This window comes from Roseovarius sp. B-10 (genome assembly GCF_056859295.1).
This window is the reverse complement of the sequence record NZ_JBSXOE010000044.1, coordinates 102,634-121,568: the sequence shown is the minus strand read 5'-3', so window position 1 is coordinate 121,568 and position 18,935 is coordinate 102,634. Positions and strand designations below refer to the sequence as shown.

Sequence of the window (18,935 nt, the reverse complement as noted above, 5' to 3'; positions counted from 1 at the left end):
CTTCACTGCTTTTTCTTTAGTTTGCCCCATGAAGCTGTCGATTCATCGTGTCATATCGTATAATCTGGCGTTCATGATTGACTAATAGACGACAATATAATGCAGATAGACGAAACCGATCACGCCCTCATCGCGCTCCTGCAGGAAAACGCCCGTGCGCCCGTCGCAACGCTGGCGCGGCGCATGGGGCTCGCGCGCACCACCGTGCAGGCACGCCTCGACCGGCTGGAATCCGCGGGCGTGATCGCGGGCTACGCGTTGCGCCTCGGACAGGCCGCGCGCCCGGCACTGCACGCCACCGTGCTGCTCAGCATCGAGCCGCGTGCCGCGCCTGCCGTGCTCGCCCGGCTGCGCTCGTTGCCCGGGGTGCGGCGCGTGCACACGACCTCGGGCCGCTTCGACATGATCGTGACGCTGGAGGCCGACAGCACCGAGGCGCTCGACGACACGCTCGACCGCATCGGAGAGGCCAAGGGCGTGCACGGCTCGGAAAGCCTCATCCACCTCGCCACGAAACTCGACCGGGGCGCATGAGACGCACCACGGATCCCGGAGTATTTTCGCCAGGAAGAAACACCGCCTGCGCAGATTCGTCGGCGCTTTGGCTTTTCCTTCTCGCGCACATTCGTTAAGCCACCTCAAACCCGTGATCTTGCAGGGATGATACATCATGGCGATGGACAAGACATTCAACGCGGCCGAGGCCGAAGCGCGCATCTACGAAGCGTGGGAAGAGGCCGAGGCATTCACCGCCGGCGCCAACGCGCAGCCGGGGGCCGAGGCCTTCTCGATCATGATCCCGCCGCCCAACGTGACCGGCAGCCTGCACATGGGCCACGCCTTCAACAACACGTTGCAGGACATCCTCACCCGCTGGCACCGGATGCGCGGGCACGACACGCTGTGGCAGCCGGGCACCGATCACGCCGGCATCGCGACACAGATGGTCACCGAAAAGGAAATGGCCGCGCGCGGCGAACCGACCCGCGTGGAAATGGGCCGCGACGCCTTCGAGCGGCGCGTGTGGCAACAGAAGATCAAGTCGCGCGGCACGATCATCGGGCAGTTGAAGCGCCTCGGCGCCTCCTGCGACTGGTCGCGCGAGGCATTCACCATGTCGGGCGCACCCAACGCCCCCGAGGGCGAAGAGGGCAATTTCCACGACGCCGTCATCAAGGTCTTCGTCGACATGTATCACAAGGGGCTCATCCACCGCGGCAAGCGCCTGGTGAACTGGGACCCGCATTTCGAGACCGCGATCTCCGATCTCGAGGTCGAGAACATCGAGGTCGCGGGCCACATGTGGCACTTCAAGTACCCGCTGGCGGGGGGCGAGACCTATACCTATGTCGAACGCGACGAGAACGGCAACGTGGTGCTGGAGGAAGAGCGCGACTATATCTCCATCGCCACCACGCGCCCCGAGACCATGCTGGGCGACGGCGCGGTCGCAGTTTATCCGTCGGATGAACGTTATGCGCCAATCGTCGGAAAACTCTGCGAAATCCCGGTTGGACCGAAAGAACACCGCCGCCTGATCCCGATCATCACGGACGAGTATCCCGACCCGGAATTCGGCAGTGGTGCCGTCAAGATCACCGGCGCGCATGATTTCAATGACTACGCCGTGGCACGCCGCGGAGGCATCCCGCTCTACCGCCTAATGGACACGCGCGCGCAGATGCGCGACGACGGCGCGCCCTACGCCGAGGCCGCCGCCCGCGCGCAGGCAATCGCCGAGGGCGCGGACTGGTCGGAGACCGAGATCGACGCGCTCAACCTCGTGCCCGATCACCTGCGCGGGCTCGACCGGTTCGAGGCGCGCAGGAAGGTGATCGAGGAAATCACCGCAGAGGGGCTCGCGGTGACGGTGCTGAACGACGAGGGCGCGCAAGAGCCGCTCGTCGAGAACAAACCCATCATGCAGCCCTTCGGCGATCGCTCCAAGGTGGTGATCGAGCCGATGCTCACCGATCAGTGGTTCGTCGATACCGCCAGGATCGTGCAGCCCGCCATTGATGCCGTGCGCACGGGCGAGGTCTCGATCATGCCCGATGCCGACCGCAAGGTGTATTTCCACTGGCTCGAGAATATCGAGCCGTGGTGCATCTCGCGCCAGCTCTGGTGGGGCCACCAGATCCCGGTGTGGTATGGCTTCGACCTCAGCGCGCCGGACTTTGCCGATGACGAGGGCGATGGCACGCTCGACCTCGCCGAGATGCTGCGCCTCCTGAACGAGGGGCATATCGGCCCGCTCATGGAATGCGGCGAGGATTTCGATGCGGTCTCGGAGGCATATCACGGCCGGCTGGCCGATCTGCCGGTGCCGCTCGCGGCGATGCCCGTGGTCGAGGTCGAGAGCCGCGACGAGGCGCTGCACCGGCTCGCCTCGTCACTGGCCGACTACACCGCGACGCAGGATCCCACCCACCTTGTCTACCCCGTCTGGCGCGACCCGGACGTGCTCGACACGTGGTTCTCTTCCGGTCTGTGGCCCATCGGCACGCTCGGCTGGCCCGAGGATACCGAGGAGTTGCGCAAATACTTCCCCACCTCCGTGCTCGTCACCGGCTTCGACATCATCTTCTTCTGGGTCGCCCGGATGATGATGATGCAATACGCCGTGGTCGGGCAAAAGCCGTTCTCCCACGTCTATGTCCACGCCCTCGTCCGCGACGAGAAGGGCAAGAAGATGTCCAAGTCGCTTGGCAACGTGCTCGACCCGCTCGACCTGATCGACGAGTTCGGCGCGGATGCGGTGCGGTTCACGCTGACGGCGATGGCGGCGATGGGGCGCGACCTCAAGCTGTCGAAAGAACGCGTGGCGGGCTATCGCAACTTCACCACCAAGCTGTGGAACGCCGCCCGCTTTGCCGAGATGAACGGCGCCACCGCCGCCGCCGCGGACCCGACGCAATACCGACAGGTTACCGACGCGACACAGACGGTCAACAAGTGGATCATCGGCGAGACGGCCAAGACCCGTGCCGTGGTAGACGAGGCACTGGAAAACTTCCGCTTCAACGACGCCGCGAACGCGCTTTATGTCTTCGTCTGGGGCACGGTCTGCGACTGGTACGTGGAGTTTTCCAAGCCGCTGCTGATGGATGGCGACGACGCGACCAAGGCCGAGACACAGGCGACCATGGCCTGGGTGATCGACCAGTGCCTGATCCTGCTGCACCCGATCATGCCCTTCGTCACCGAGGAACTGTGGGGCACGCTGGGGCAGCGGGCCAAGATGCTCGTCCACGCCGACTGGCCCGATTACGGCCCCGCCCTCGTCGACCCCGCCGCCGACCGCGAGATGAACTGGGTGATCGCGCTCATCGAACAGATCCGCTCGGCACGCGCGCAGATGCACGTGCCCGCGGGCCTCTACGTGCCGCTGCTGGTCTCCGACCTGAGCGACGCAGGCCGCGCGGCCTGGGCGCGCAACGAGATGATGATCAAGCGCCTCGCCCGGATCGACAGCCTGACGGACGTGGAGAGCTTCCCCAAGGGCTGCGTCACCGTCGCGGTCGAGGGCGGCACCTTCGGCCTGCCGCTCGCGGACATCATCGACGTGACCGAGGAAAAGGCGCGGCTGGAAAAGACGCTGGCGAAGCTGGAAAAGGAGCTTTCCGGCCTGCGCGGGCGACTCGGCAATCCGAACTTCGTCGAGAGCGCCCCCGAGGACGTGGTCGCGGAGACCCGCGACAACCTCGCCCTGCGCGAGGACGAGGAAGCCAAGCTGCGCGCGGCGCTCGACCGGCTCGCGGAACTCGGCTGACAGGGAGCCTCCGGCGGGGATATTCAAGGCAAGATGAAGGGCTTATACCGCTTCATCTTGCCAAAAATATCCAGATCCCGACGGTCAGAACCCTTCAGAACGGCACGTCGTCCGCGCCCGCGATAAAGCGCGCGACCACCTTCTTGACGCCCGCCTTCTCGAACTCGATCTCCAGCTTGTCGCCATCGATGCCGAGGATCGCGCCATAGCCGAATTTCTGGTGAAACACCCGCTCGCCCACCGTGTGCGCGCTCACCGCCTGCGCGTCGATCACCGGCGACCGCGCCTCGCGCGGCTGGGTCATCGGACGCTCGCCCCCGCGCGCCTGAAGCCGTCGCCAGCCGGGCGAGTTGTAGACATTGGCCTCCGCCGCGCGGGTCTCGATCCCTGCGGCGGAGGCGCCATAATTGCCACCGTAAAGGCCCGGCGGGGTCAGCACCTCGACATGCGCCTCGGGCAACTCGTCGATGAAGCGCGAGGGCATTTGTGATTGCCACTGGCCATAGACCCGCCGGTTTCCGGCAAAGGAAATGGTGCAGACCTCCTCGGCGCGGGTGATGCCGACATAGGCCAGCCGCCGCTCCTCCTCGAGGCCCCGCGTGCCGCTCTCATCCATCGAGCGTTGCGAGGGGAAAAGCCCGTCCTCCCAGCCCGGCAGGAAGATCGCGGGAAATTCCAGCCCCTTGGCGGCGTGCAGCGTCATCAGCGTGACCTTCTCGCCCGCCTCGTCACTCTCGTTATCCATGATGAGCGAGACGTGTTCGAGGAACCCTTGCAGGTTCTCGAACCCTTCCAGCGCCTTGACCAGTTCCTTGAGATTCTCCAGCCGCCCCGGCGCCTCGGGCGTCTTGTCGTTCTGCCACATCTCGGTGTAGCCCGATTCGTCGAGGATGATCTCGGCCAGCTCTATATGACTGATGCTTTCGTCGCCCACCATGCGGCCCCATCGGCCGAGGCTGTCGAGCAGTTTGCCCAGTTCCGTCGCGCCCTTGCCGCTCAGACCCTGCTGATCGAGCAGTATCCGCGCGCCCTCGACCAGCGGCACGCCGTGTTCGCGCGCCGTCACCTGGATTTTCTGTTGCGCCTTGTCGCCCAGCCCCCGCTTGGGCGTGTTCACGATCCGCTCGAAGGCGAGATCGTCGGCAGGCGAGACCACCAGCCGGAAATAGGCCATGGCATCGCGAATCTCCATCCGCTCGTAGAAACGCGGCCCGCCGATCACGCGGTACGGCAGGCCGATGGTCAGGAACCGGTCCTCGAAGGCGCGCATCTGGTGCGACGCGCGCACCAGGATGGCCATGTCATCAAGGCCGAACGCGCGCATCCCCCGCGTGCCACGCTGCATCGACTCCACTTCCTCGCCGATCCAGCGCGCCTCTTCCTCGCCGTCCCAATGGCCGATCAGGCGCACCTTCTCGCCCGCCTCCGCCTCGGTCCACAATTCCTTGCCCAGCCGGTCGCGGTTGCCCGCGATCACGCCGGAGGCGGCGGCGAGGATATGCGGGGTGGAGCGGTAATTCTGCTCCAGCCGGATCACCGCCGCGCCGGGAAAATCCTTCTCGAACCGCAGGATATTGCCCACCTCGGCGCCGCGCCAGCCATAGATCGACTGGTCGTCATCTCCCACGCAGCAGATGTTGCGATGCCCCCCGGCCAAGAGCCGCAGCCACAGGTATTGGGCGACGTTGGTATCCTGGTACTCGTCCACGAGGATGTATTTGAACCAGCGCTGGTATTGCGCGAGCACATCGTCGTGTTTCTGAAAGATCGTCACCACATGCAGCAGCAGGTCGCCGAAATCGACGGCGTTCAGCTCCTTCAACCGCGCCTGGTAGAGCCGGTAGAGTGCGGGGCCCTTGCTGTCATAGGCCGACGCCTCGGAGGCGGGCAGGTTGTCAGGCGTCCACGCGCGGTTCTTCCACTGGTCGATGATCCCCGCCAGCATCCGCGCGGGCCAGCGCTTGTCGTCGATATTCGCCGCCTGCACCAATTGCTTGAGCAGGCGCAGCTGGTCGTCGGTGTCGAGGATGGTGAAATTCGACTTGAGGTCCACCAGTTCCGCGTGCCGCCGCAAGAGCTTGACGCAAATCGCGTGGAACGTGCCCAGCCACGGCATCCCCTCCACACTCTGCCCCATGAGCTGCGAAACGCGCCCTTTCATCTCGCGCGCGGCCTTGTTGGTGAAGGTCACGGCGAGGATTTCATTGGGCCGCGCGCGCCCGGTGTTGAGCAGATGCACGATCCGCGTCGTGAGCGCCTTGGTCTTGCCCGTCCCCGCGCCCGCCAGCATCAGCACCGGGCCGTCGAGCGTTTCGGCGGCGCGGCGCTGCTCGGGGTTCAGATCGTCGAGATAGGGCGCGGGCCGCGCGGCCATCGCGCGCGCCGCAAGGCTCGCACCCTCAAAGGCGTCGGATTCGTCGAAACTGCTCATGCCCCTTGATAGCGCGCCCACCCCCCGAATTAAAGCCCGTGTTCGGGATATGTTCCACAGGCGTTACGGCACTGGACAAGCACGGGAAAACCCGGACAAATGCCGACCATGAATCTGCACGCAAGATACCCCGCCCTCGCCGATTTGCGCGCCCGCGCGCGCACCCGCATCCCGCGTTTCGTCTGGGAATATCTCGACAGCGGCACCGGGGTCGAGGCCACCAAGACACGCAACCGGTTGATGCTCGACCGGGTGATGCTCAGCCCCTCGATCCTGCACGGCGAGTTCACGCCCGAGATCGGCACCACGCTCTTCGGGCATGACCATGCCCTGCCGGTGGGGATCGCGCCGGTGGGCATGTCGGGGATGGTCTGGCCCGATGCCGAGCGGTTGCTTGCGCGCGCCGCCACGGCGACGGGTATTCCCTACACGCTCTCGACCGTGGCGACGACACGCCCCGAGGACGTGGCGCCGCACCTGAATGGTCAGGGCTGGTTCCAGATGTATCCGCCGCGCGACCCGAACATCCGCGCCGACATGCTGAAACGCGCACGCGACGCCGGGTTCTCGGTGCTGGTGATGACGGTCGATGTGCCGGTGGGCTCGCGGCGCGAACGGCAGGTGCGCTCGGGGCTGACCACGCCGCCACGCCTGACGCCGCGGCTGATGGCGCAGGTGGCGCGCTGCCCTGCCTGGGGGCTGGGGATGGCGCGGATGGGCATGCCGCGGATGCGGCTGATCGACGATTACGCCGGGCAGACCAAGGGGCTGCCGTCGAACAAGCACGCAGGGTATCTGCTGCGCACCTCGCCCGACTGGGACTACCTGCGCTGGCTGCGCGAAGCGTGGGACGGGCCGCTCGTCGTCAAGGGCGTGCTGCGCGCCGACGATGCCGCACGGATCGAGGCCGAAGGCGCGGATGCGGTCTGGATATCGAATCACGCAGGCCGCCAATTCGACGCCGCCCCCGCCACCATCGAGGCGCTGCCCTCGATCCGCGCCGCCACCGCGCTGCCACTGATCCTCGACGGCGGCATCGAGGGCGGGCTCGACATCCTGCGCGCCATCGCTCTCGGCGCGGATTTCGTGATGATGGGGCGGGCCTGGCATTACGCCCTCGGCGCGCTCGGCGAGCGCGGCCCCGCGCATTTCGCCGATATCCTCGCCGAGGATCTGCGCGCCAACATGGGCCAGCTTGGCACAAGACGGCTCGCCGATGTGCGCGACCGGCTGCTCCCGTCCGGGTAGGGCGCCCCACCCGCACGGTGAGGAAAAACCCTCGCACGGCGGATACCGGGAATGCCGGATTGCGCAAACCTTTCACAAATCCTACAAGACGCCAGCGTCGTGCCGCAGCGCGGCAAAGGATCAAAGACCATCGGGGGGGAGAGCGCCTATGGCCGAATTCCGGAAAATCCTCATCGCCAATCGTGGCGAGATCGCAATTCGCGTGATGCGCGCGGCCAACGAGCTTGGCAAGCGCACCGTCGCCATCTTCGCCGAGGAGGACAAGCTCAGCCTCCACCGGTTCAAGGCGGACGAAGCCTATCGCATCGGCGAGGGGATGGGGCCGGTCGCGGCGTACCTGTGCATCGAGGAAATCATCCGCGTGGCCCGCGAGTGCGGCGCCGACGCGATCCACCCCGGCTATGGCCTGCTGTCGGAGAACCCCGATTTCGTCGATGCCTGCGCGGCGGCGGGGATTACGTTCATCGGCCCCAAGGCCGACACCATGCGCGCGCTTGGCGACAAGGCCAGCGCCCGGCACGTCGCCATCGAGGCGGGCGTTCCCGTCATTCCCGCCAGCCACGTCCTCGACGAGGACATGGAGCGCACCCGCGCTGCCGCCGATGAGGTCGGCTATCCGTTGATGCTCAAGGCGTCGTGGGGCGGCGGCGGGCGCGGCATGCGCCCGATCAACAGCGCCGACGAGTTGGAGGAAAAGGTGCTCGAGGGCCGACGCGAGGCCGAGGCGGCATTCGGCAACGGCGAGGGCTATCTAGAAAAGATGATCCTGCGCGCCCGCCATGTCGAGGTGCAGATCCTCGGCGACAGCCACGGCAACATGTATCACCTCTACGAACGCGACTGCTCGGTCCAGCGCCGCAACCAGAAAGTCGTGGAACGCGCCCCCGCCCCCTACCTGTCAGAGGCGCAGCGCGAGGAACTATGCCAGCTCGGCCATCGCATCTGCAAACACGTCAATTACGAATGCGCGGGCACCGTCGAGTTCCTGATGGACATGGATACCGGCGCTTTCTACTTCATCGAGGTCAACCCCCGCGTGCAGGTCGAGCATACCGTAACCGAAGAGGTCACCGGCATCGACATCGTGCAGGCCCAGATCAAGATCGCCGAGGGCAAGACCCTCACCGAGGCCACCGGCAAGGCCTCGCAATACGACATCACGCTCAACGGCCACGCGCTCCAGACCCGGATCACCACCGAGGATCCGCTCAACAATTTCATCCCCGATTACGGCCGCATCACCGCCTATCGCTCGGCCACCGGCATGGGTATCCGCCTCGACGGCGGCACCGCCTATTCGGGCGGCGTGATCACCCGCTACTATGACAGCCTGCTGACCAAGGTCACCGCCTGGGCACCGACGCCCGAGGCCGCCATCGCCCGGATGGACCGCGCCCTGCGCGAGTTCCGCATCCGCGGCGTCAGCACCAACATCGCCTTCGTCGAGAACCTGCTGAAACACCCGACGTTTCTGAACAACGAGTACACCACCAAGTTCATCGACACGACGCCCGAGCTTTTCAAGTTCACCAAGCGGCGCGACCGGGGCACCAAGGTGCTGACCTATATCGCCGACATCACCGTCAACGGGCACCCCGAGACGACGGGGCGCGCGAAGCCTGCGGATGTAAAGCTGCCCCGCCCCCCCGCGCCGGTGGCCGAGCCCGCGCCCGGCACACGCACGCTGCTGGAGGAAAAGGGCGCCAAGGCGGTGGCCGACTGGATGCTGGCGCAGGACCGGCTGCTCCTGACCGACACCACCATGCGCGACGGGCACCAGTCGCTGCTGGCCACCCGGATGCGCTCGATCGACATGATCCGCGTGGCACCCTCCTATGCCGCCAACCTGCCCGACCTGTTCAGCGTCGAATGCTGGGGCGGCGCCACGTTCGACGTGGCCTACCGCTTCCTTCAGGAATGCCCGTGGCAGCGCCTGCGCGATTTGCGCGCCAAGATGCCCAACCTGCTCACGCAGATGCTGCTGCGCGCGTCCAACGGGGTGGGTTATACCAACTACCCCGACAACGTGGTGCAGGAATTCGTGCGGCAGGCGGCGGAAACCGGCGTCGACGTGTTCCGCGTCTTCGACAGCCTCAACTGGGTCGAGAACATGCGCGTCGCAATGGACGCGGTGATCGCCTCCGGAAAGATCTGCGAGGGCACGATCTGCTATACCGGCGACATCCTCGACCCGGACCGCGCCAAGTATGACCTGAAATACTACGTCGGCATGGCCCGCGAGCTTCAGGACGCCGGCGCGCATGTGCTGGGGCTCAAGGACATGGCCGGGCTGCTGAAACCGGCCTCGGCAACGGTGCTCGTCAAGGCGCTCAAGGACGAATTGGACATCCCCGTCCACTTCCACACCCACGACACCAGCGGCATCGCGGGCGCCACCATCCTCGCCGCCGCCGAGGCTGGCGTCGATGCCGTGGATGCGGCGATGGACGCCTTCTCTGGCGGCACCTCGCAGCCCTGCCTCGGCTCGATCGTCGCCGCCCTGCGCAACACGGCCCGCGACACGCGGCTTCCGCTTGCCCGCATCCGCGAGATTTCCAACTACTGGGAGGCGGTGCGCGCGCAATACGTGGCGTTTGAATCGGGGCTTCAGGCCCCCGCCTCCGAGGTCTACCTGCACGAAATGCCGGGCGGACAGTTCACCAACCTCAAGGCGCAGGCGCGCAGCCTCGGGCTCGAGGAAAAATGGCCCGAGGTGGCCCGCACCTATGCCGACGTCAACCAGATGTTCGGCGATATCGTCAAGGTCACGCCGTCGTCGAAGGTGGTGGGCGACATGGCGTTGATGATGGTGTCCCAGGGTCTCACCCGCGCGGATGTCGAGAACCCGGACACGGATGTGGCCTTCCCCGACTCGGTCATCGACATGATGCGCGGCAATCTCGGCCAGCCGCCCGGCGGCTTCCCCGAAACCATCCTGCGCAAGGTGCTCAAGGACGAGCGCCCCAATACCGAGCGCCCGGGCAAGCATCTCGAGCCGGTCGATCTCAAGGCCACGCGCAAGGACGTGGTGGCCCAACTCGAAGGCAAGGAAATCGACAACGAGGACCTCAACGGCTACCTCATGTATCCAAAGGTCTTCCTCGATTACATGGGCCGCCACCGGCAATACGGACCGGTGCGCACCCTGCCCACCCGCACCTTCTTCTACGGGATGGAGCCGGGCGAGGAGATCAGCGTCGAGATCGACCCGGGCAAGATCCTCGAGATCCGCCTGCAGACCGTGGGCGAGACCAACGAGGAAGGCGACGTCAAGGTGTTCTTCGAACTCAATGGCCAGCCCCGCGTGATCCGCGTGCCCAACCGGCTGGTGAAATCCCAGACCGCCGCACGCCCCAAGGCCGAACCCGGCAACCCCAACCATATCGGCGCGCCGATGCCCGGCGTGGTCGCGAGCGTCGCGGCAACGGCGGGGAGCAAGGTCTCGGCGGGCGACCTGCTGCTGACCATCGAGGCGATGAAAATGGAGACCGGCATCCACGCCGAGCGCGACGCCGTGGTAAAGGCCGTGCACGTCCAGCCCGGCGGCCAGATCGACGCCAAGGACCTGCTGGTCGAACTGGAGTAATCGCCGCCACCCTCGTGCTCGCCCCGAGGGCCTACGGCACCGACGCACCCGTCATCCTCGGGCTTGACCCGAGGATGACGAAGCCCAAGGCGCTCGCCTTCCGGGCTTTTGCATCCGCTTGAATTCGGCCATGCTGCGCGCAGTATTTTCGTCACAGGCCGCCCCATGCAGAAAATCCTCGTGTTCACCGATATCCACCTCGTCCCCGAGGGCGAGACGATCATCGGGCTCGACCCGTTTGCGCGATTCGCACAGGGCATGGCCCACGCGCTCGACCGTCACCCCGATGCCGCGCGCGTGGTGCTGTGCGGCGACCTCACGCACAACGCCGCCCCGCCGGAATACGCCCGCCTGCGCGCCGCCCTCGACACCTGCCCCCTGCCCGTCTCGCTCATGCTCGGCAACCACGACCGCCGCGCGCCCTTTCTCGGCGCCTTTCCCGATGCCGACCGGATGGATACGGGCCACATCCAGCATGTCACGGACCTGCCCGGCTATCGCCTGATCTGCCTCGACACGCTCAACGAGGACGCCGACGATACCCATTCCGGCTGGCTCTGCGGGGCACGGCTCGACTGGCTCGACGCGGCGCTCGCCGGGGCGGGCGACCGGCGCGTAATCGTCTTTGCCCATCATCCGCCCATCGACACCGGCTTCAAGGGCATGGACTGGATCGGGCTCAAGAACCGCGCCGACCTCGTCGCGCGGCTCAACACGGCGGGCAACGTGGCACAAATCGTCTCGGGCCATATCCACCGCACGATCCAGGGATCGGCGGGCGGCATCCCGGTAGCGATCTTCAAGAGCCCCTGCCACCAGATGCCGATGGCGCTGGGCTACCAGGATTCCAGTCTCTCGATCGCCGAGCCCGGGGCCTATGGCCTGCTCTTGCTGACCGACGAGGGCGTGATCGTGCACAGCGAGGATTTCACCCTGCCCCCAACCGAGGCGCAAACCTACACCTGAGAAAAAGGCCGCACATGTCGCTCACCGTCACACCGCTCTATGCGGGCCTTCTTGGCCTGTTGTTCGTGATCCTCAGCCTCCGGGTTATCACCACACGCTTCACCGCTCGGGTGACGCTCGGCGATGGCGGCGACAAGATGCTCGCCAAGCGCATCCGCGTCCACGGCAACTTCGCCGAATACGCGCCGATGGGGCTGATCCTGCTGACGCTTGCGGAATTGCAGGGCGCGCCGCTCTGGGTGGTGCACCTGCTGGGGGTCATGCTGCTCGCGGGGCGGGTTATACACGCCATCGGGCTGGGGCGCACACCGCAGATCATTCTGCTGCGCCGCGCGGGCATGATCCTCACCTTCGCCATGATCGCCATCTCCGCGCTGGCCAGCCTCGGCCACGCGCTGACCTGAACCAGAAGGGAACGATCATGCTCGACTTGCTCGCCGACCCGGCCGTCTGGGCCTCGTTTCTCACCCTTGCCGTGCTCGAGATCGTGCTCGGCATCGACAACGTGATCTTCATCTCCATCGCCGCCGCGAAACTGCCCAAGGAGCAACGCGCCCGCGCGCGGATGCTCGGGCTCACCGGCGCACTGGTGCTGCGCATCGGGCTGCTCTTCTCGATCACCTGGATCATGGGCCTGTCGGAACCCTTCGCCACGATCCGGGGCTTCGGCCTCTCGTGGCGCGACGTGATCCTGGTCGCGGGCGGGCTGTTCCTGCTCTACAAGGGCGCATCCGAGATTTTCGACGAGGTCGAAGGCAAGGAGCATCACGACACACTCGAGGAAGGCGTGGCCAAGGCCGCCTTTACCGGCGTGATCGTGCAGATCATGATGCTTGACCTCGTGTTCTCCGTCGATTCGGTCATCACCGCCGTGGGCATCGCCGATCACATCGAGGTGATGATCGTCGCCATTGTGGTGTCGATCGCGGTGATGATGGCCTTCGCCAACCCGATCGGGCGCTTCATCGAGGCGCACCCCTCGACCAAGATGCTGGCGCTCGCCTTCCTGCTGATGGTGGGCATGGCGCTGGTGGCCGACGGCTTCCACTTCCACGTCGAGCGCGGCTTCATCTACGCCGCGATGCTCTTTGGCGGCGCGGTCGAGGCGCTCAACCTGGTCCGCCAGAAGCGGCGGCAACGGGGTTGAGCGCGCGGCGGGCTTCCCCGCGTGGAAAAAATCGGCCATGATGCTATCTGGTACTGAGGTCCGGCGCGCAGGGGGACCGCCCGCCGGACGAGGGAGGACCGAGACATGTGCCAACTCTTTGCCGGGCAGGACCCGGACCGCTACACGCTGGAAACCCGCCGCATGCGCCTCAACGGCCAGAGCACGAGCATCCGGCTGGAGAAATCCTTCTGGGAAATCCTCGACGAGATCGCCGCGGGCGAGGGTCTGAGCACCCCCGCCTTCGTGTCGAGACTGCACTCGGAGGTGCTCGAGCTGCACGGCGAGCCCGCCAATTTCACCTCGCTTTTGCGCTGCACCTGCCTCGTCCACCGCGAGACCCCGCCCGAGGCCCGGACGCAGCAGATCGCGGCGGAGTAAGGGGCGTTCGCACGGCGCTCGTCGACGGGTCGGGGCCCGGACCCTGGGGTTCTGCGGATCGCGACCTTGACGATATTGGCTTTAGGCGAACGGTCAGGGTTTCACCTCGCACGGAACAAGGCGTGCTTGCACGCCTCTGGCGTGACGCCACGGCCCGCCAATGCGCGGCTTACCGCTATACGTCCCAACGACGGCTTCAGGCCATCCCCATCCCCCCTGTAGTAACCCCTTACTACCCGCCCCGCGCCCGCGTTGGTAAACTTTCCAAACCAACTGCAACGTTCCGGAGGGCATGATGGCCAAAGCCATTCACAGCATGATCCGCGTTCTCGACGAGGCGCGGTCGGTTGATTTCTACAAGCGCGCATTCGGGCTCGAGGTGGCCGACCGGCTCGATTTCGAAAATTTCACCCTCGTCTACATGTCCAACGACGAGAGTCCCTTCGAGGTGGAGCTGACCGTCAACAAGGGCCGCACCGAACCCTATGATCTCGGCGACGGCTATGGCCACCTCGCCGTTCTGGTCGAGGATCTGGAATCCGAGCACGCGCGCTTTACCGACGAGGGCCTCGCGCCGCGCAAGATCGTGGAATTCGCCCCCGACGGCAAACTCGTCGGCAAGTTCTTCTTCGTGGCCGATCCGGACGGCTACGAGATCGAGGTTCTGCAACGGGGCGGGCGGTTCAAATAGGCGCGGGCGCGGCCGGGGAGGGCCGCCCCGTTTCATTCAAGGGAGGAAGACGATGAAAGATATCAGCCAGCAAAGGGGCCTGACGCGGCGCGAGCTGCTCTCGCGCAGCATGGCCGCCGGGGCAAGCTTCGTGGTGGGCGCGGGCTTCGTGGCCAGCCCCGATGCCGCATGGGCGCTCGAAACCAATGCGCTCCAGCCGCACAGCATGGCCACGCTCATCCAGATGGCGCGCGACATCTACCCGCACGACCACGTGGGCGACGAATACTACGCCATCGCGGTCAAGGGCTACGACGACGCAGAGGTCGCCGACACCGTTGAGGCGGGCATCGCCGCGCTCGACGCCGCGGCACAAGGCAAGGGCCACGCCGATTATCTCAGCGTCGGATGGGAGCGCGACCGCGTCGACATCCTGCGCGGGATGGAGGACAGCGCCTTCTTCCAGCAGGTGCGCGGCGGACTCGTGACCGGGCTTTATAACCAGAAAGCGGTCTGGCCCCTCTTCGGCTACGAGGGCGAGTCCTATTCCAAGGGCGGCTACATCAACCGCGGCTTCGACGACATCACCTGGCTCTGAGCCATAGCCATCAAGGGAGGAAAGACTATGGCTGCACCTTTTGACATGAACGACGACAATGTGATCGTCGTCATCGGCACCGGCGCCGGCGGCGGCGTGCTATCGAATGAGCTGGCGCAACGCGGCGTGTCCGTCGTGGCGCTCGAGGCGGGCGGACGCTACCTGCCCGAGGATTACGTCAACGACGAATGGGAAAGCTTCGGACAACTCGCCTGGCTCGACCCCCGCACCACCTCGGGCGACTGGCGCGTGGCGCGCGATTTCTCGGGGCTTCCGGCCTGGATCGTCAAGGCCGTGGGCGGCACCACCACCCACTGGGCGGGCGCGTCCCTGCGGTTTCAGGACCATGAATGGAAGGCGGCGACGACCTACGGCGACGTGCAGGGCGCCAACCTCGCGGACTGGCCGATCGACGGCGACGAGATGGCCCCCTGGTACGACAAGGCCGAGAAGAAACTGGGCGTGACCCGCACCAACGGGCTGCCCGGCCTGCCCGGCTGCAACAATTACAAGGTGTTCGAGGCGGGCGCCAAGGCGCTCGGCTACAAGGAGGTCCATACCGGCCGCATGGCCATCAACTCCGAGGAATATGACGGGCGCATGGCCTGCCAGCAGACAGGGTTCTGCTTCCAGGGCTGCAAATGGGGCGCGAAATGGTCGGCGGCCTACACCGATATTCCGCGCGGCGAGGCCACCGGCAATCTCGAAGTGCGCGAAAAGGCGCATGTCGCACGCATCCTGCACGATGACAGCGGCAAGGTCACGGGCGTGGAATACTTCGACGCCGACAGCAATCTCCAGATGCAGCGCGCCCGCGCGGTCTGCGTCGCGGGAAATTCCTTCGAATCGCCCCGCCTGCTGCTCAACTCCGCCTCGTCGATGTTCCCCGACGGGCTCGCCAATTCCTCGGGCCAGGTCGGGCGCAACTACATGCGCCACATGACCGGCTCGGTCTACGGCGTGTTCGAACAGCCGGTAAAGATGTGGCGCGGCACCACGATGGCGGGCATCATCCAGGACGAGGCGCGCCACGATCCCTCGCGCGGATTCGTCGGCGGGTACGAGCTGGAAACATTGTCGCTGGGCCTGCCCTTCATGGCGGCGTTCCTTGATCCCGGCGCTTGGGGCCGCGAGTTCACCACCGCGCTCGACGCGTATGAGAACATGGCCGGCATGTGGATCGTGGGCGAAGACATGCCGCAGGAAACCAACCGCGTCACCCTCAACCACGACGTCACCGACCAGCACGGCCTGCCGGTGGCGAATGTGCATTTCGACGATCACCCCAACGATGTCGCGATGCGCGCCCACGCCTACGAGCGCGGCGCGGCAATCTATGACGCGGTCGGCGCCACGCGCACCTTCCCGACGCCGCCCTACCCCTCGACCCACAACCTCGGGACCAACCGCATGTCCGAGAACCCGCGCGACGGGGTGGTGAACAAGTGGGGACAGACCCACGACGTGCCCAACCTCTTCGTCTCGGACGGGTCGCAATTCACGACCGGCGCGGCCGAGAACCCGACGCTCACCATCGTCGCCCTCGCCATCCGGCAGGCCGACCACATCGCCGGTGAGCTGTCGCGCGGCAATCTCTGAACGCCGCCCTCCCCCGGCGCCTTCCTCTTCTCCCCAAGAGCGCCGGGGGAGCCGTCAGCGCCCCTCGCGGGCATGCCGTGACAGCCGGGCCGCGTGGTGCGTCACGCGCACCAGCCAGCGCAGCGCATCGGTGCGCTCGAACACCTCGGCCACGGCCACAAGGCCCACATGTTCCTGCAACAACACACCGCGGCGATAACGACGCCCGCGGCGCTCGATAAGGTCCACCAGCCGTTCGCGCATCCGGTCCTGACGAAGCGCGGCGGCGACCACGGCCACCTCTCGGGCGAGCCGCGTCTCCTGCCGCAGGGTGGCGAGACGATCGCGCTGCCCGCACCGCCCCAACAGCCGCTGGAAATGGTCGATCTGATGCAGGAGTGCGGCGTGGCGCGCCGCGTCGTCGGCGCGGTCCGGCGCAATGCGCACCTGCGACAGGAACGTGCCAAGCGCAGCCACCGCCTCGCGCCCTTGCACCGTGATCGACGACAGCGCCCGCAGGTCTCCCTCCGGCCCCAGTGCCCCCGCCAGCGCCGCAAACAGCTTGCGCCGCAGCCGGTCGGCCACCGCCTGCGCGGCATCGAGCGCCGCGCCCTCGTCGGCCAGCAGCCGCCGATCCAGCCCCTCGGCCAGCGGCACCGGGCGCTCCGGCACCAGCCGCTCCACCAGCGCGGCAAAGTGCTGCGTCAGCGGCAGGAACACCGCCGCACCGATCAGGTTGAACCCGGTGTGAAACAGCACCAGCGCCGTCTGGTCATCCGCGCCCAGCCACGCGCCATGCAGCAGCGGCGTGACCAGGTCGAGCAGCGGAAACGCCAAGGCCGCCGTGGCGACATTGAACAGCAGGTTCGCCAGCGCCGTCATCCGCATCGCGCGCCCGCCGCCCAGCGAGGCCAGCAGCCCCGTCGCCGTCGTGCCCATGTTGAAGCCGATCACCAACGCCGCCGACTGCGCAAAGCCCAGCGCACCCGCGCCCAGCAACACCAGCACCAGCGCCAGCGCCGTCGAGGAGGACTGGATCAGCACCACGATCCCCGCCCCGATCAGCACCAGCAGGAGCCGCCCGCCCCAGCCATCCCCCGGCAGCACCTCCGGCGACAGCCACGCGCCGAGCCCGCCCGTCGCTGCCTGCATCATGTCCAGCCCGATGAACAGCAGGCAGAACCCGGCCAGCCCGCGCCCGGCCCGCGCCACACGCTCCCGCCCAAGCAGGATCAGCATGGCGGCGACAAAGAGCAGCGGCAGCGCCAGCGTCCCCAGCTTGAGCTTCAGCCCGAGGACCATGACGATCCAGCCGGTCATCGTGGTGCCGATATTGGCCCCGTAGAGCACGCCCAGGGACGCGCCAAAGCTCAGGATACCCGCGCCGACCGCGCCGATGGTGATGAGCGAGACGGCGGTGGAGGACTGGATCACCGCCGTGGCCGCCGCCCCCGTCGCCACGCCGCGCAAGGGCGAGGCGGTCAGCCGCACCAGCGCCTGCCGCAACTCGCGCCCCGCCACCTGGCGCAGCGCGTCGGTCATGATTTCCATGCCCAGCAGGAACAGCCCGACCCCGCCAAGCCCGGTTACGATATCGTTCACCATCTCGGTTCCCTGCCCCGTGCCAGAATGCGCCGGGGCCGATGGATTGACAAGCGGCGCGGGCGGCTGGCGCGTTTCGAATTTTCTGCGCTGCGCCTGCAATTTTCCTCTTGCAGCCCCAGCCGAGGCTTTGTATCTCCCACCTCACCCAAGGACGCGGGCGTAGCTCAGGGGTAGAGCATTACCTTGCCAAGGTAAGGGTCGAGAGTTCGAATCTCTTCGCCCGCTCCATTTTTCCCAAGACCACATCACGGGATTGACGGGGCGTACCGCCCTGCCCGGTCGGCGCTTGCCCCTTTCGCGCGGGCGCGGCCCGCAGTATAGAGCATCCACGCAATAGCGGAGGCCCCATGCGCAACGCCCGGATCACCCGAAAGACCGCCGAGACCGATATCACCGTCGAAGTCGCGCTCGACGGCACCGGTAGCTACGACAACCGCACCGGCGTCGGCTTCTTCGATCACATGCTTGACCAGTTGGCGCGCCACGCGCTGATCGACATGACCGTGGCTTGCAAGGGCGATCTGCATATCGACGATCACCACACCGTCGAGGACGTCGGCATCGCCCTCGGGCAGGCGCTCTCCCACGCCATCGGCGACAAGCGCGGCATCCGCCGCTACGGGGCTTGCCTGCTGCCGATGGACGACGCGCTCGTGCGCGCCGCGCTCGACCTGTCGGGACGGCCCTATCTGGTGTGGAACATGGACCTGCCTACCGCGAAAATCGGCACGTTCGATTGCGAACTCGTGCGCGAATTCTTCCAGGCGTTCAGCACGCATGGCGGCATCACCCTCCATGTCGAAGCGCTCGCGGGGATCAACAGCCACCACATGGCCGAGGCCGCCTTCAAGGCCGTCGCCCGCGCCCTGCGCGACGCGATGGAGAGCGACCCGCGCAAATCCGACGCGATCCCCTCCACCAAGGGCAGCTTGTAA

14 protein-coding genes and 1 tRNA gene are annotated in these 18,935 nt (G+C 66.4%); 13 read left to right on the top strand and 2 right to left on the bottom strand.

The window, feature by feature from the left end; all coding sequences use genetic code 11:
- The first annotated feature begins 99 nt into the window (after positions 1-99).
- The gene (locus tag AC13D8_RS19765) at positions 100-534 is read left to right on the top strand and encodes an Lrp/AsnC family transcriptional regulator (RefSeq protein ID WP_129431534.1); all 435 of its coding nucleotides are present in this window, start codon (positions 100-102) and stop codon (positions 532-534) included.
- Between the two features lie 136 nt (positions 535-670).
- Positions 671-3,772, top strand: a complete 3,102-nt coding sequence (locus tag AC13D8_RS19760) for a valine--tRNA ligase (RefSeq protein WP_482970249.1) — start codon at positions 671-673, stop codon at positions 3,770-3,772.
- Positions 3,773-3,866: 94 nt separating this feature from the next.
- Here AC13D8_RS19760 and AC13D8_RS19755 read toward each other — a convergent pair whose 3' ends face one another.
- Entirely contained in the window at positions 3,867-6,203 is a 2,337-nt protein-coding gene (locus AC13D8_RS19755; RefSeq protein ID WP_482970248.1) for an ATP-dependent helicase, read from the bottom strand.
- A gap of 108 nt (positions 6,204-6,311) precedes the next feature.
- Here AC13D8_RS19755 and AC13D8_RS19750 point away from each other — a divergent pair, with 108 nt between their 5' ends.
- From AC13D8_RS19750 to AC13D8_RS19710, 9 genes are all read left to right on the top strand, one after another.
- Entirely contained in the window at positions 6,312-7,451 is a 1,140-nt protein-coding gene (locus tag AC13D8_RS19750) for an alpha-hydroxy acid oxidase (protein ID WP_482970247.1), read from the top strand.
- 148 nt (positions 7,452-7,599) lie between these two features.
- Positions 7,600-11,037: a pyruvate carboxylase gene (locus AC13D8_RS19745; RefSeq protein WP_482970246.1), complete on the top strand. Its 3,438-nt coding sequence runs from the start codon at positions 7,600-7,602 to the stop codon at positions 11,035-11,037.
- Between the two features lie 165 nt (positions 11,038-11,202).
- Positions 11,203-12,003 carry a phosphodiesterase gene (locus tag AC13D8_RS19740; RefSeq protein WP_482970245.1) on the top strand — a complete coding sequence of 267 codons (801 nt, stop codon included), beginning with the start codon at positions 11,203-11,205 and terminating at the stop codon, positions 12,001-12,003.
- 14 nt (positions 12,004-12,017) lie between these two features.
- Entirely contained in the window at positions 12,018-12,407 is a 390-nt protein-coding gene (locus AC13D8_RS19735) for an MAPEG family protein (protein WP_482970244.1), read from the top strand.
- Positions 12,408-12,424: 17 nt separating this feature from the next.
- Positions 12,425-13,150, top strand: coding sequence for a TerC family protein (locus AC13D8_RS19730; RefSeq protein WP_482970243.1), 726 nt, complete (start codon positions 12,425-12,427; stop codon positions 13,148-13,150).
- Between the two features lie 105 nt (positions 13,151-13,255).
- A complete protein-coding gene (locus tag AC13D8_RS19725) occupies positions 13,256-13,549 on the top strand; it encodes a ribbon-helix-helix domain-containing protein (RefSeq protein WP_129431542.1) in 294 nt (97 codons plus the stop codon).
- A gap of 295 nt (positions 13,550-13,844) precedes the next feature.
- Complete coding sequence (locus AC13D8_RS19720; RefSeq protein ID WP_104017528.1) at positions 13,845-14,240, top strand: VOC family protein; 396 nt, start codon at positions 13,845-13,847, stop codon at positions 14,238-14,240.
- 52 nt (positions 14,241-14,292) lie between these two features.
- On the top strand, positions 14,293-14,817 hold the full coding sequence (locus AC13D8_RS19715) for a Twin-arginine translocation pathway signal (RefSeq protein WP_482970242.1): 525 nt from the start codon (positions 14,293-14,295) through the stop codon (positions 14,815-14,817).
- Between the two features lie 27 nt (positions 14,818-14,844).
- On the top strand, positions 14,845-16,416 hold the full coding sequence (locus tag AC13D8_RS19710; protein ID WP_482970241.1) for a GMC family oxidoreductase: 1,572 nt from the start codon (positions 14,845-14,847) through the stop codon (positions 16,414-16,416).
- 54 nt (positions 16,417-16,470) lie between these two features.
- On the opposite strand, the gene AC13D8_RS19705 is transcribed toward AC13D8_RS19710, so the two are convergent.
- Positions 16,471-17,997 carry a Na/Pi cotransporter family protein gene (locus AC13D8_RS19705; protein ID WP_482970240.1) on the bottom strand — a complete coding sequence of 509 codons (1,527 nt, stop codon included), beginning with the start codon at positions 17,995-17,997 and terminating at the stop codon, positions 16,471-16,473.
- Between the two features lie 156 nt (positions 17,998-18,153).
- On the opposite strand from AC13D8_RS19705, the gene AC13D8_RS19700 reads away from it, so the two are divergent.
- Positions 18,154-18,228: transfer RNA gene (locus AC13D8_RS19700), tRNA-Gly, on the top strand.
- A 119-nt stretch (positions 18,229-18,347) separates the two neighbouring features.
- Complete coding sequence (hisB, locus tag AC13D8_RS19695; RefSeq protein WP_482970239.1) at positions 18,348-18,935, top strand: imidazoleglycerol-phosphate dehydratase HisB; 588 nt, start codon at positions 18,348-18,350, stop codon at positions 18,933-18,935.

Coding starts and splice junctions, on each gene's coding strand:
- AC13D8_RS19765 (WP_129431534.1), top strand. CDS start 100: ATGCAGATAGACGAAACCGATCACGCCCTCATCGCGCTCCTGCAGGAA.
- AC13D8_RS19760 (WP_482970249.1), top strand. CDS start 671: ATGGCGATGGACAAGACATTCAACGCGGCCGAGGCCGAAGCGCGCATC.
- AC13D8_RS19755 (WP_482970248.1), bottom strand. CDS start 6,203: ATGAGCAGTTTCGACGAATCCGACGCCTTTGAGGGTGCGAGCCTTGCG.
- AC13D8_RS19750 (WP_482970247.1), top strand. CDS start 6,312: ATGAATCTGCACGCAAGATACCCCGCCCTCGCCGATTTGCGCGCCCGC.
- AC13D8_RS19745 (WP_482970246.1), top strand. CDS start 7,600: ATGGCCGAATTCCGGAAAATCCTCATCGCCAATCGTGGCGAGATCGCA.
- AC13D8_RS19740 (WP_482970245.1), top strand. CDS start 11,203: ATGCAGAAAATCCTCGTGTTCACCGATATCCACCTCGTCCCCGAGGGC.
- AC13D8_RS19735 (WP_482970244.1), top strand. CDS start 12,018: ATGTCGCTCACCGTCACACCGCTCTATGCGGGCCTTCTTGGCCTGTTG.
- AC13D8_RS19730 (WP_482970243.1), top strand. CDS start 12,425: ATGCTCGACTTGCTCGCCGACCCGGCCGTCTGGGCCTCGTTTCTCACC.
- AC13D8_RS19725 (WP_129431542.1), top strand. CDS start 13,256: ATGTGCCAACTCTTTGCCGGGCAGGACCCGGACCGCTACACGCTGGAA.
- AC13D8_RS19720 (WP_104017528.1), top strand. CDS start 13,845: ATGGCCAAAGCCATTCACAGCATGATCCGCGTTCTCGACGAGGCGCGG.
- AC13D8_RS19715 (WP_482970242.1), top strand. CDS start 14,293: ATGAAAGATATCAGCCAGCAAAGGGGCCTGACGCGGCGCGAGCTGCTC.
- AC13D8_RS19710 (WP_482970241.1), top strand. CDS start 14,845: ATGGCTGCACCTTTTGACATGAACGACGACAATGTGATCGTCGTCATC.
- hisB (WP_482970239.1), top strand. CDS start 18,348: ATGCGCAACGCCCGGATCACCCGAAAGACCGCCGAGACCGATATCACC.